This is a genomic window from Mucilaginibacter sp. P5_A6, from assembly GCF_056400585.1.
The window spans coordinates 318,468-331,120 of sequence record NZ_JBFUKZ010000001.1; the positions used below are offsets into that span (position 1 = coordinate 318,468).

The 12,653-nt window shown below is 43.6% G+C and carries 10 protein-coding genes and 1 pseudogene; 6 read left to right on the forward strand and 5 right to left on the reverse strand.

Going from position 1 to position 12,653, the window contains the following annotated elements; translation table 11 throughout:
- Nucleotides 1–5: 5 nt before the first annotated feature.
- Entirely contained in the window at nucleotides 6–1,499 is a 1,494-nt protein-coding gene (locus AC1DO4_RS01360) for an OmpP1/FadL family transporter (protein ID WP_477412243.1), read from the reverse strand.
- 19 nt (nucleotides 1,500–1,518) lie between these two features.
- Nucleotides 1,519–2,451 carry a hypothetical protein gene (locus tag AC1DO4_RS01365; protein ID WP_477412245.1) on the reverse strand — a complete coding sequence of 311 codons (933 nt, stop codon included), beginning with the start codon at nucleotides 2,449–2,451 and terminating at the stop codon, nucleotides 1,519–1,521.
- A gap of 97 nt (nucleotides 2,452–2,548) precedes the next feature.
- On the opposite strand from AC1DO4_RS01365, the gene proS reads away from it, so the two are divergent.
- From proS to AC1DO4_RS01390, 5 genes are all read left to right on the forward strand, one after another.
- Nucleotides 2,549–4,021: a proline--tRNA ligase gene (proS, locus tag AC1DO4_RS01370; RefSeq protein ID WP_477412247.1), complete on the forward strand. Its 1,473-nt coding sequence runs from the start codon at nucleotides 2,549–2,551 to the stop codon at nucleotides 4,019–4,021.
- Nucleotides 4,022–4,032: 11 nt separating this feature from the next.
- Nucleotides 4,033–4,533: a hypothetical protein gene (locus tag AC1DO4_RS01375; RefSeq protein WP_477412249.1), complete on the forward strand. Its 501-nt coding sequence runs from the start codon at nucleotides 4,033–4,035 to the stop codon at nucleotides 4,531–4,533.
- A 94-nt stretch (nucleotides 4,534–4,627) separates the two neighbouring features.
- A complete protein-coding gene (locus tag AC1DO4_RS01380) occupies nucleotides 4,628–5,779 on the forward strand; it encodes a cystathionine gamma-synthase (protein ID WP_477401802.1) in 1,152 nt (383 codons plus the stop codon).
- A 21-nt stretch (nucleotides 5,780–5,800) separates the two neighbouring features.
- Nucleotides 5,801–6,688: a TIGR02757 family protein gene (locus tag AC1DO4_RS01385; RefSeq protein ID WP_477412251.1), complete on the forward strand. Its 888-nt coding sequence runs from the start codon at nucleotides 5,801–5,803 to the stop codon at nucleotides 6,686–6,688.
- A gap of 434 nt (nucleotides 6,689–7,122) precedes the next feature.
- Entirely contained in the window at nucleotides 7,123–9,123 is a 2,001-nt protein-coding gene (locus AC1DO4_RS01390) for a KUP/HAK/KT family potassium transporter (protein WP_477412253.1), read from the forward strand.
- 66 nt (nucleotides 9,124–9,189) lie between these two features.
- Here the strand turns inward: AC1DO4_RS01390 and AC1DO4_RS01395 are convergent, their stop codons facing one another.
- Nucleotides 9,190–9,474 (reverse strand): hypothetical protein, encoded by a 285-nt coding sequence (locus AC1DO4_RS01395; protein ID WP_477412255.1) that lies wholly within the window; start codon nucleotides 9,472–9,474, stop codon nucleotides 9,190–9,192.
- 126 nt (nucleotides 9,475–9,600) lie between these two features.
- Complete coding sequence (locus tag AC1DO4_RS01400) at nucleotides 9,601–10,659, reverse strand: nucleoid-associated protein (protein WP_477412257.1); 1,059 nt, start codon at nucleotides 10,657–10,659, stop codon at nucleotides 9,601–9,603.
- Between the two features lie 143 nt (nucleotides 10,660–10,802).
- Here AC1DO4_RS01400 and mnmE point away from each other — a divergent pair, with 143 nt between their 5' ends.
- The gene (gene mnmE, locus AC1DO4_RS01405) at nucleotides 10,803–12,236 is read left to right on the forward strand and encodes a tRNA uridine-5-carboxymethylaminomethyl(34) synthesis GTPase MnmE (RefSeq protein ID WP_477412259.1); all 1,434 of its coding nucleotides are present in this window, start codon (nucleotides 10,803–10,805) and stop codon (nucleotides 12,234–12,236) included.
- Between the two features lie 84 nt (nucleotides 12,237–12,320).
- On the opposite strand, the pseudogene AC1DO4_RS01410 reads toward mnmE, so the two are convergent.
- Nucleotides 12,321–12,467, reverse strand: a pseudogene (locus AC1DO4_RS01410) (NAD(P)-dependent oxidoreductase); the annotation flags it as partial.
- Between the last annotated feature and the right edge of the window lie 186 nt (nucleotides 12,468–12,653).

Sequence of the window (12,653 nt, forward strand, 5' to 3'; positions counted from 1 at the left end):
TTCTGTTAAAATGCATATCCTAAAGTAAGGAAAGCATTGTTATTTGTCTTTTTAAGCGCTGCCGATGGGCTTGCAGTGCCTATCTCATAAGGGTAAACTGTTTGGTTGCCGCTTAAATGTGCATAAGTAGCATCTACATAATAACTGCCAAACCTTACGCCAATGCCGCCGGTTATGGTTTTAATATCGCTGCCATTTTGTTTAAGCGGGCTACCTTGTATGCTGTAGCCGCCACGCAGGTAAAACATGCTGTTTAAACGGGCTTCGGCTCCCACGCGCGCGTTTACGGTTGAGCGGTAAAGCGCTTTAATGTTACCGTTGTCAAAATCAGCTGTATAGCTGTCGTTGCTGCTGATGTGGGTGGTAGTATAATCAATGTAATCTATATCGCCAGAAATAAAACCGTATTTACCAATAAATATGGCAGCGCCACCGGTAAATTTAAATGGCGTACGCATGTTGTAGGATAAAGAATAATTCTGCGAATAATCCTTATTACTATAGCTGCTTCCGTCATTGAATTTGGTTCCAAGGCTTTCATCGTATGAGTCGTCGATAGTATAAAACGTTGGCGAAGTAACTGTTACGCCTAGGCGCAGGGCATTAACCGGTTTGTAAATTAGGCCTAATTTAACATTACCGCCCGAGCCTTTGGTGATCTGATTTTGAATAAAGTTTGAGTTAAAGCCAATATCAGTATTACCACGATCAACTGGTACAGTAGTGCCTGTTTCGTTAAATACGTTATATGAATTATAGCGAATGTCTGATAACGAAACACCTAAACCTATATAAAGTTTATTGCTGTAATTAGCACCAAACGCAAGGTTGACTTCTGACTGCCCGCCGGAGCGGATTGTATTGTTTATTTGCTTAACAGGTACATTTACCGTGCTTGAATAGGAGTCGGGATTCGCCGCGTCGCCAAAATTATTTACCAGGTATTGGTCATAAGCCCAACCGTCAAGTCCATCAGTACTAACGATACCATTTTGAGTTACCTGATCCTTGGCAAGGTTGTTATAATAATCGCTGATAGAGCTTGTTTTATTTGTACCGCCGTAGGTTATGTTTTCGTAAAAATTATTGGTACGGCTGTAAGCGGCCCCATAATTAATGCTTACCCATCCTTTTGTTTTATCGCGGCCCTTTGGTGTATTTAACCGCTGGTAAATTGCCACCGAAGCATTACTAAAATTAAGGTTGTTCTTGCTGTCGGTACCAAACTGGCCAAGGTAAGTTGAATTTACTTTTGAGCCATTATACTCGGGAGTTATGCTTACCTCCGAGTGGGTAAAAAATCCCAGGCCTGCAGGGTTGCCGCTTATCGAGCTCAGGTCGCCACCTACAGCTGTTCCTGCATTGCCTATTGCCTTAATGCGCGATGTAGACCCGGTTTGAAAGGTGCTGAAACGTATAGCATCCTGCGAATACTGCGCAAAACTATCTTCAGTAAATGCTACTATAGCAATTACACTTAGTAAATATTTAATTTTCATAGATATAAGCTGATAAAATTTATGGTCTAACTGGTCTGCCGCCACCACCGCCGCCGCTACTGCTTCCGCCGCTGCTTCTTGAGCCGCTGCCCGAGTTTGATGGAGATGATGGAGTAGGTTGTGAACGATCAACACTTTGAGTTGCCGGCCTTGTATCCTGTTGCCTTACCGGGCGCGAATCGCGGGAGTAACTGTTATTTCCGTTATTTGAATTACCGCGGGTTATGCCATCAGTAGTGCGGTTTGCCCGGCCACCCGGAATATAACCTATGCCTGTTCTTGAACTTGAATTTGATGCCGGACCGCCAATACGTGTACCACGACCATAAGCGCTTACCGAACCACGACCGCTTAAAGGGCTACCTGTACCGCGCACAGGACGCGGCGTGCCTGATGATACATAGGCCGGATACCCGTACCCACCGCCATAAAAGGCGCCGCCGTATAAGCCACCATAGCCACCATACCCATATCCTAAACCCCAGCCGCCGTAGCCATAGCCGTATCCGGAGCCAAAACCTAAGCCCCAGCCACCATAACCATATCCTAAACCCCAGCCGCCATAGCCGCCGCCATAAGCGTATGGAGAGTAGCCATAGCCATACGGGCCGTAATTAAAGCCTAAGCTAAAGCCGCCGTTGTAATATGGATTGCTGTAACCATAATATAAATTATCGTAATAACTAAACGGAGAGTAATAACTGAAACGGTTTATGCGCGATGCATAATCATCATAGTAAAAGTAATCATCGCTATCTTCTTCCTGTTGCTGATTATCGGCATCATTTTGATTGTAAACAGGCTGAGTGGCGTAAATAGGCTCATCGCCGGCTTTGGCATTTGAAAAATAAACGTCGTCGGTAGTGGCGGTGGTAGCGAGTTTTTGGGTAGAGCAGGAACTCAGTGCAAAGGCACTGAAGAAAAAAATTCCTATTGCAATGTTCCGTTTCATATTCAGGTTTGTAAAAGTTCGGGTTCGAATAAGTTTTAAATTTATAAATTTGAGCGCAATATACAATAATTGCAAAGTCAAATTCTATTCAATCAATATGAGCAAAGGTGTTATTAGTAAAGACGAAGATTATTCGCAATGGTTTAACGACTTAGTAATTAAATCTGACATGGCCGAATATTCGCCGGTTAGGGGCTGTATGATCATTAAACCCTATGGTTATTCTATATGGGAAAAGATCCAGGCCGTGCTTGACGGGATGTTTAAAGATACAGGGCATAGCAATGCCTATTTCCCGCTGTTGATACCCAAATCATTTTTTAGTAAAGAAGCCAGCCATGTTGAGGGTTTTGCCAAGGAATGCGCTGTTGTAACACACTATCGCCTTAAAAACGATGGTGATGGAAATATTATAGTTGATGAGGATGCCAAACTGGAAGAAGAGCTTATCATTCGCCCAACATCCGAAACCATTATCTGGAACACCTACAAAGGCTGGATTCAATCATACCGCGACCTGCCTATCCTGGTTAACCAATGGGCCAACGTAATGCGCTGGGAAATGCGTACCCGTTTGTTTTTACGCACCAGCGAGTTTTTATGGCAGGAAGGCCACACTGCCCATGCCACAGCAGAAGAAGCCATAGCCGAAACCGAGCAGATGCTCAACGTTTATGCCGATTTTGCCGAAAACTGGATGGCACTGCCTGTAGTAAAAGGCCGCAAAACCCCCAACGAGCGTTTTGCCGGTGCTTTGGACACTTATTGCATTGAGGCATTAATGCAGGATGGTAAAGCCCTGCAAGCCGGTACATCGCATTTTTTGGGGCAAAATTTTGCCAAGGCGTTTGATGTGAAATTTACCAATAAAGAAAATAAAATTGAACATGTTTGGGCAACCTCATGGGGCGTATCTACCCGTTTGATAGGAGCGCTGATTATGGCTCACAGTGATGATGCCGGCCTGGTACTGCCACCAAAACTGGCCCCTATACAAGTTGTAGTTGTGCCGATTTACAAGCACCAGGAAGAATTGGATAATATATCTGCTTATGTAGATACTTTAAAAAAGGAACTGAAGGCCAAAGGTATTTCTGTGAAATTTGATAATCGCGATACCCACCGCCCCGGAGCGAAATTTGCCGAGTACGAGTTGAAAGGCGTTCCATTGCGCGTTGCAATTGGCAGCCGCGATATGACAAACGGAACAGTAGAACTGGCCCGCCGTGATACAAAAACCAAAGAGACTGTTAACCAGGAAGGTTTGAGCCAGTATATTGAAGCTTTGTTAGAAGAAATTCAAAACAACATCTACAAAAAAGCTTTCGATTTCCGCGCGGGGAACACCACCGAGGTTGATACCTACGAGGAGTTTAAACGCCTGCTGGATGAGCAGCCAGGTTTCCTGAGCGCCCACTGGGATGGCACAGCCGAAACCGAACAAAAGATAAAAGAGGAAACTAAAGCGACAATCCGTTGCATACCTTTGGACAACAAACAGGAAGAGGGGAAATGCATTTTGACGGGCAAACCGTCGAAGCAGAGGGTTCTTTTCGCACGCGCATATTAGGGTTGGTTTAGATGCATTTGGCAGGAGATAATTATTATATTATTCGTCTCGACGTTAAATTTTATCAACTGTACATTATATGGATTGGTGATGAAGTAGACGGCGTTTTGGTTAATGATGATCTTAAGGTAATTGCATTTAAAACAGAGGCTGGTTTGTTGCGGTATTGGCACGAATATATAAACGGTTCAAATACCGAAATTACTGGTTACGGCGTTTATAAAATTCAGCAATGGATGGCAAATCCTTATCCTAAGTTTGACTGTAATGAGTTTTTGAACTTGTGGAATCTGTTTACAGACGTTGCAGAATCGATAAAGCTTCAATTTACAGGAGACGTGAAAGGGGATGTCCGGAACGCTGTATATGACAAATTGTTTAATGCGAGTGACTGTTATTGGGCCGATGAACCCAATCCAATTTTTAATACTGCTGAGATTGATACGTTAGCCGATGTAATGCAAAACGGTATTGACCTTTTGTTAAATAATGTTTCTATTATCGAGAATTAAATAATCCTTCCCTAAAGGAAAAAATACCAAACAAGCTTCCTTTTAGGGAAGGAAGCAAATCAAAAATTTCCCCTTTAGGGGGGTGGGGGGCTACATGAAATTCGCAACTAAAGCTATACACGCAGGGCAGGAGCCCGATCCGACTACAGGCGCTATCATGACGCCGATATACCAGACATCCACCTACTGGCAAAAATCGCCGGGCGATAATAAGGGATATGAGTACTCACGTGGTACCAATCCAACCCGCAAAGCGCTTGAGGATTGTTTGGCCGCATTGGAGAATGCCAAATTTGGTTTGGCTTTTTCAAGCGGAATGGGTGCGACCGATGCCGTGATGAAATTGTTATCGCCAGGCGACGAGGTGATTACCGGTAATGACCTGTATGGTGGTTCGTACCGCATTTTTACAAAGATTTACGCTAACTATGGCATCAAGTTTCATTTCCTTGATCTGTCTGACCCCGAGATTGTTGCCGAGTATACCAACTCATATACCAAACTGGTTTGGATAGAAACACCTACAAACCCAACCATGCAAATTGTGGATATTGAGGCTATAGGCAAAATAACCAAAGAGAAAAATTTGCTTTTTGTGGTAGATAATACCTTTGCTTCGCCATACCTGCAAAATCCTATCGATTTGGGTGCCAACCTGGTAATGCACTCCGTAACCAAGTACATTGGCGGGCATAGCGACGTGGTAATGGGCGCCCTGATGATGAACGATGAAGAACTGTACAAAAGGCTCTGGTTCATTTACAATGCCTGCGGTGCAACGCCTGGCCCTATGGACAGCTTCCTGGTGCTGCGTGGCATAAAAACCCTGCACCTGCGCATGAAGGCCCATTGCGAAAATGGCCGCCAGATAGCCGAATTCCTGAAAACACACCCCAAAGTAGAAAAGATTTACTGGCCAGGCTTTACTGATCATCCAAATCACGAAGTTGCCAAAAAACAGATGCGCGATTTTGGCGGTATGATATCTATCGTGCTAAAAGGTGCTGATTTGCAGGAAACATTCCGCATTGCATCGTCATTTAAAGTATTTGCTTTAGCTGAGTCATTAGGCGGTGTGGAATCGTTGATTAACCACCCTGTAAGCATGACCCACGGATCTATCCCCAAAGCCGAACGTGAAAAAGCCGGCGTGGTTGATAACCTGCTGCGTTTAAGCGTAGGGGTAGAGGATATAGAGGATTTGCTGGAAGATTTGAAACAAGCACTGAGCCCCCCAACCCCCTAAAGGGGGAGGACATAAGCGTATATGTCAATCCAGCATACTAATCAAAAGCTCCCCCTTCAGGGGGCGGGGGGGGCTGTACTCCAATCCTTTCTCGACGCTAAAGTTGCCCAATACAACCGCCCGGAGTTTATTGAGAATGATCCTATAGTTATTCCGCACTCATTCAGTAAAAAGCAGGATATTGAGATCATGGGTTTTTGGGCTGCTACCCTGGCCTGGGGACAGCGGGTTACCATCATCAAAAAATGCAGGGAGCTCATCACCCTGATGGATGGCGCGCCCTATGATTTCATTATCAACCACGAAGAGCCCGATCTTAAAAAGCTCCTTTGCTTTAAGCACCGTACTTTTAATGATATTGATACGCTGTACTTTATTAGCTTTTTCAGATATCATTATAAACGGTTCGACTCGTTGGAAGATGCCTTTATTCCGAAGCCCCCTAACCCCCTGAAGGGGGAACAAAAGGTGGCAAATCAAAAAACTCCTCCGTTTGCTAACGGAGGGTGGGGGGCTTCGGCCGAAGATTATCTAAATCACTTCCGTTCTTATTTTTTTTCTTTACCCGATTACCCAAATCGCACCAAAAAACACGTATCCTCGCCCTCACAAAAATCAACCTGTAAAAGACTCAATATGTTTTTACGCTGGATGGTTCGCAAGGACGATAATGGTGTGGATTTCGGCATCTGGAACCGCATCAAACCTCAAGACCTGATCTGCCCCCTTGATCTGCATGTGGACCGGGTGTCCCGCAAACTCCTCCTCATCACCCGCAAACAAACCGATTGGCAAACCGCTGTTGAGCTAACCGAAAGGCTAAAACAATTTGATCCGCTTGATCCCGTAAAGTATGACTTTGCATTGTTTGGGCTGGGGATTGAGGAACGCTGGGGCGTACAGTTTTAAGGTTTGATTTTCATTATACTGAAGTCATCCTGAACACTGTTTCAGGATCTGACAGGACAGCGTAACCATTGTACACTTTGTATGTGGATGCCGAAATAATTCGGCATGGTCCTGTAGTTCTTAGGTCAATTTCGTAGAAATATCTCGAACATACCTTTCCCTAATTTACTATCAAAATGATAAAACCTATCATTTTGATAGGTTTTATCATTTCAACTATAATTACTTTAAAACAGATAAGTATTTGTAAAATAGCTAATTAATAAATTAAAACTATCGTCGGCATGTATTTTGGCCATGCGGATTTATTAGTAAAATTAGTTTATGGTGATATTATTTCCTGTTGCGGCTGCCAAAAACCAGTATGGCTGGCAATGTTCTCTGAAGCAGCCGGATCACCGCATTGCAAATCCCCTGATTTTTATCTTAATTAAATGAATTCGCACGTTAAGCACATCACTTTCGCGGGTATGATAGTTACCCTCGGTATCATTTTTGGCGATATCGGTACATCTCCCCTTTATGTTTTTCAAACCCTGCTGGTTGAGGGTGGTAAGGTTAATACCTCCCTTGTTTTAGGTTCTATCTCCTGTATCTTCTGGACACTTACCCTGCAAACAACCTTCAAGTACATTGTGATAACCCTGCAGGCCGATAACAAGGGCGAAGGCGGGATTTTCTCCCTGTATGCCCTGGTACGGCGCTATGGCAAATGGCTGGCTATCCCGGCTATCATTGGTGCGGGTACTTTGCTTGCCGATGGTATTATTACCCCGCCTATATCGGTAACATCGGCTATTGAGGGATTGAACCTGGTGCCTTACTTTTCGGATGTTATCATCCCTGGTAATAACCTTATTTTATTAATTGTGATTGCCATAATCATCCTGCTTTTCTTTTTTCAGCAGTTTGGTACCAAAGTGGTTGGCTCGGCTTTTGGCCCCATTATGCTAATTTGGTTTTTGATGCTGGGCATTTTAGGTGGTATCCAGGTGATACATTCTCCCGGTATATTTAAAGCCCTAAACCCTTATTATGGGGCGCGTTTACTAATGGATCACCCCAAAGGTTTCTGGCTGTTAGGCGCGGTGTTTTTGTGTACTACCGGTGCCGAGGCATTATACTCCGATCTTGGTCATTGCGGCCGCAAAAACATCCAGGTAAGCTGGATCTTTGTTAAAACCACGCTTGTCCTCAATTACCTTGGGCAGGGTGCATGGGTATTGTCACAGGCGCCAACCAAGAATTTTACCGGGGTAAATCCTTTCTTCGAGATAGTGCCCCACCAGTTCCTGATCCCAAGTATCGCGCTGGCTACCATGGCTACCATCATTGCAAGCCAGGCTTTAATCAGCGGCTCGTTTACGCTCATCAGCGAGGCTGTGAGCATGAATTTCTGGCCGAGGATCACTATCAAATATCCATCTAACATTCGCGGGCAGATCTATATCCCCAGCATTAACTGGATCCTGTGCATTGGCTGTATTTTGGTTTCGCTGTACTTCCGCACATCCAGCGCTATGACGGCTGCTTATGGTTTCAGCATCACTATAGCCATGCTGAGCACAACCATTTTAATGTACTATTTTATGCGCTATGTAAAGCACTGGCCTGTGTGGCTGGTAACCATTGTACTGTGCGTGTTTTTAACGGTTGAGTTCTCGTTTTTTGTAGCCAACGCGGTTAAAATATTAAAGAGACTATTCTTTGTAGGCTTCGAGGTTGGGTTGATCTTTACTATGTACATCTGGTTCAGGGCCCGCAAGATCAATAATCGTTTCCTTAATTTTATTGATATCAAAGAAAAGCTGCCCCTGTTGAATGCACTTAGTGCTGATACTACTGTTAACAAATATGCCACGCACCTTATTTATTTAACAAAAGCCAACAACAGTAAGCAAATAGAAGAAAAGATCATTTACTCTATCATGAGCCGTCGCCCTAAACGTGCTGATACCTACTGGTTTGTGCATATTGAAACTACCGCTGAACCTTATACTATGGAATACAGTGTAGACCAGATTGAGCCTGGCAAGGTTATTCGCATTGAATACCGTTTAGGGTTCAGGATCCAGCCGCGGGTGAACGTGCTGTTCCGCAATGTAGTAGAGGATATGGTGAAGCGCCAGGAAATTGATATTACAAGTAACTACCCATCGCTTCACGAATATAAGATCCCAGCCGATTTCAGGTTTGTGATCATGGAGAAATTCCTGAGCTATAATAACCTGTTCAGTGTAAGCGAAGGTTTTATCCTCAACAGTTATTTCGCTATCAAAAAACTGGCTCAGTCAGAAGCCAAAGCCTTCGGCCTGGATACCAGCGAAACCCGGATAGAGAAAATACCACTGGTGGTGAAACCGGTTACTAATTTGCATTTGAAGAGGGTAGACGCGGTTACTTACGGAGTAAGTAGTCTGGTTGAGGCGGATTAGCTCTTTAAATAACCAGGCTTACAGAATACCATATGCTGTAAGCCTGGTAATAACGCAATTAATAGTTTAGCTTTTTCTGTGTTCAATAATAATCTCCGGCGGGCATTCAACACGTTCCGCGCGTACTAATTTGCCATCTGCAAAATAATAGTACATGTTTGCGATTACTCTTTTACCATCAGTTTCAACAGCCCTTTTATAAACAGATCTTCCCCGGGATGCCTCAACTAAGTCTAAATTGTATTTTTGAGAAGCTGTAAATTCTTTTTCGCCCATTCCAATTGCATAATTGGGGACTTTGCAGCTTGCAATGATAAATAGAAGGGATAAAATAATAAATGATCTTTTCATTTAGATGTTGTGATTTGGTTAACTAAAAATTGTTTGAATGTTACAGGTAGGACTTAAAACAATAAAAAAGGTTTATCAGATAGGATATTTTTTGGTAAACCTTTTTTGAATTATAGTTATGTCTCTCTACGCTTCCTCCTTAAAATAAACCTTATAAAAGTTCATAGCCTTGCCGTCGTCGAAGCCTTTTTCAATGAGCTCTTTGTCGCCGTGGATATAGATGTGGAAGTTTTTATCAAGCTTTAGTACACTTTTATAATCGCGGGCCTGCTTTTTTACGGCATTGCCCGAAATTTCGAAGGTGTTGGCAATGGGACTGTCGAACTCCTGCTCGTACTGGTTCTTGAAATTTTTGAACGATTCGATGGCTTCGGGGTTGCCAATTACTTCGCCGGCAAATTCGTCCATATCAAAGGTCTCCTTCTCCTTAAAATACTTCATAGATTTGTTAAGCAGGTCAATTTTATCGGCCTTGCTCATTTCAAACTGATCGCCGAGCTTTTGAGTAACAAAATTTTTGTAGATACCCAGCGTATTGCTGGTTTGGTTATAGCTATCATTACGGATCCTGAGCTGTAAAAACTCGTCTTTCCAATACACGGCAGCATCTTGTCCGCCATTGGTTTTATCAACAACAACTACTTTATAACCGTTCTCTTTTTCGATATTAAAGATCAAAACGCCTTTATCCAGTTTGTTGATGTTGATAGCATCCTGCTCATAATCAACCTGGAAACCACCCTTATCCGGGTAAACTTTCAGGTAGGTCTCTTTATTCTCTGATTTAAAAATGCCGATAGCATCCAGCGGGTTTCCTTCAATTTGTACCTTGTTAAAGTACACCACATAAAGTTCGCCGCCCTTGATATTGGGGTGAGTGGTTACTTTGTACAGGTGTTTGGCAATCTTTTCAGATGCCTCATGAAACTTCTCTTTATCCTCGAATACCTGTGTGGCAAAGTTGTGCAGTTCGTTAAGGGCAAGATCGCCGCTGCTGTGCATCAGGTGGTAAACCTCGTTGGCTTTTTCAAAAGGTTTTAAAAAGTATTGCATCAACAAATTGGGAATAATATCATCTTTCAATTCCAGCGGATGATCTGACAGGGAGTACATCTCATCCTGCAATGGATTGCCAACATGATGTACCGAAATAGTATCGAGCGAAGCTTCAAAAAAAGTTACCATAATAGGGACAAAGGTAGTTTTTTTAGTCCATAGACCATGGACGATGGTCTTTAGTTAGGTTACAAAAGGATGATAGGAAGATTGGTCTTAAATTGCGACTTTTGTGCCTTAGTCCTTTTGCTATGGACTATTGACCATCGACTATGGACACTCACAACTCACAACTCACAACTCACAACTCCGAAGATACTATCGTTGCCCTTGCCACCCCAAACGGAATAGGCGCTATTGCGGTGATTCGGCTTTCGGGGCTCCATGCCATTGCTATAGCCAACAGCGTTTGGAAGGGTAAGGATTTAACTAAGCAAGCTTCACATACCATTCATTTTGGCCATATTGTGGATGGCGATTTGGTTTTGGATGAGGTGCTGGCCTCCTTGTTTGTGGCGCCACGGTCATACACCCGCGAGAATGTGGTTGAAATTTCCTGCCATGCTTCGGGCTATATTATTGAAAGTATCATTAAGTTGTTCATCAAAAAAGGGGCACGTTCTGCAAAGCCAGGTGAGTTTACGTTAAGGGCTTTTCTCAACGGCCAGCTCGATTTATCCCAGGCCGAGGCTGTTGCCGATCTGATTGCCTCAAACTCCAAAGCATCGCAACAGGTGGCTTTGCAGCAACTGAGGGGCGGTTTTAGTACCCAGTTGCAAACCCTGCGCGAACAACTGGTAAATTTTGCTTCGCTGATTGAGCTGGAACTTGATTTTGCCGAAGAGGATGTTGAGTTTGCCAACCGCGACCAGCTGAAAGGCCTGATCCATGAGATCACCAAAATAGTAGGTAGGCTGATCCAATCCTTCGAGCTCGGTAATGCCATCAAGAACGGTGTAAATACTGTAATAGCAGGCAGGCCGAACGCAGGCAAATCAACCCTGCTGAATGCCTTATTGAATGAGGAACGGGCTATTGTAAGCCATATCCCCGGTACCACGCGGGATACCATTGAGGAGGTGCTGAATATACAGGGCATCAATTTTAGGTTGATAGATACGGCTGGCATCCGCGAGGCTACAGATGCAATTGAGCAGATAGGGGTACAACGCACCATGGAGAAGATAAGCCAGTCGGCCCTATTGATTTATGTTTTTGATGCTGAATTAATTACTGTCGCAGAACTAAAAAGTGACCTTGAAAGCCTGCAAAAGCCAGGTGTAGGTATGCTTATGGTGGCTAATAAAATGGACTTGATAAGTACGGGAAGTTCGAAAGAGGGAAAATTAGAAGGGATAGATGGGTTCTTCCGGACATCCGGACTTCCAGACACTCAGACTATATTCATCTCAGCCAAAGAAAAACTCCATATAGACGACCTTAAAAACAAGATCTATACCACTGCCATCAAAGATCAGCTCAGCGGCGACGAAACCCTGGTAACCAACATCCGTCACCTGGAGGCTCTTCAAAAAACCGAAGAAGCGCTGGTAAGGGTTTTAGGCGGTATTGACGGCAGCATTACTTCCGATTTTCTGTCGATGGATATTAAGCAGGCCCTGCACTACCTGGGTGAAATTACAGGCGTGGTTACTACCGATGATTTGCTGGAAAATATATTTAGCAAGTTTTGTATCGGCAAGTAATATCAATAAATGTCGATAACTTGACTTATATAAACTGTTAATAATCAATATATAAAGTAGCTGACTGTTTTCGGTTATAACAAGCGGCCCCAGTGACGTATTGACCAGGTAGGCAGAAGGTTTCATCATTTCCAGTTCCTTTTGCCCAACGATACCCTGGGAATGGGCACTTAGTACAAAATGCAGCGAGACAATGTCCGCCGACTTAATTAGCTTTTTTTGCCTGATCACCTGATATCAAAATACCAGTTAGGACATTATACAGCATTTTGACCATGTCAATTCGTTATCCGGTTCTACCCGTTTTCTGTTAAGCATGACTATAGTTTCGAGAAAGCAGGCATGGTTCGCCGTTCCTGAATATACATTAAGAGATATAGAAAAAAATAAAAATATTCTTGTGTATCCTATTGTTGT

What these genes read in the sequence shown, in the direction of transcription:
- AC1DO4_RS01360 (WP_477412243.1), bottom strand. Translation starts at nt 1,499, where the DNA reads ATGAAAATTAAATATTTACTAAGTGTAATTGCTATAGTAGCATTTACT.
- AC1DO4_RS01365 (WP_477412245.1), bottom strand. Translation starts at nt 2,451, where the DNA reads ATGAAACGGAACATTGCAATAGGAATTTTTTTCTTCAGTGCCTTTGCA.
- proS (WP_477412247.1), top strand. Translation starts at nt 2,549, where the DNA reads ATGAGCAAAGGTGTTATTAGTAAAGACGAAGATTATTCGCAATGGTTT.
- AC1DO4_RS01375 (WP_477412249.1), top strand. Translation starts at nt 4,033, where the DNA reads ATGCATTTGGCAGGAGATAATTATTATATTATTCGTCTCGACGTTAAA.
- AC1DO4_RS01380 (WP_477401802.1), top strand. Translation starts at nt 4,628, where the DNA reads ATGAAATTCGCAACTAAAGCTATACACGCAGGGCAGGAGCCCGATCCG.
- AC1DO4_RS01385 (WP_477412251.1), top strand. Translation starts at nt 5,801, where the DNA reads ATGTCAATCCAGCATACTAATCAAAAGCTCCCCCTTCAGGGGGCGGGG.
- AC1DO4_RS01390 (WP_477412253.1), top strand. Translation starts at nt 7,123, where the DNA reads ATGAATTCGCACGTTAAGCACATCACTTTCGCGGGTATGATAGTTACC.
- AC1DO4_RS01395 (WP_477412255.1), bottom strand. Translation starts at nt 9,474, where the DNA reads ATGAAAAGATCATTTATTATTTTATCCCTTCTATTTATCATTGCAAGC.
- AC1DO4_RS01400 (WP_477412257.1), bottom strand. Translation starts at nt 10,659, where the DNA reads ATGGTAACTTTTTTTGAAGCTTCGCTCGATACTATTTCGGTACATCAT.
- mnmE (WP_477412259.1), top strand. Translation starts at nt 10,803, where the DNA reads ATGGACACTCACAACTCACAACTCACAACTCACAACTCCGAAGATACT.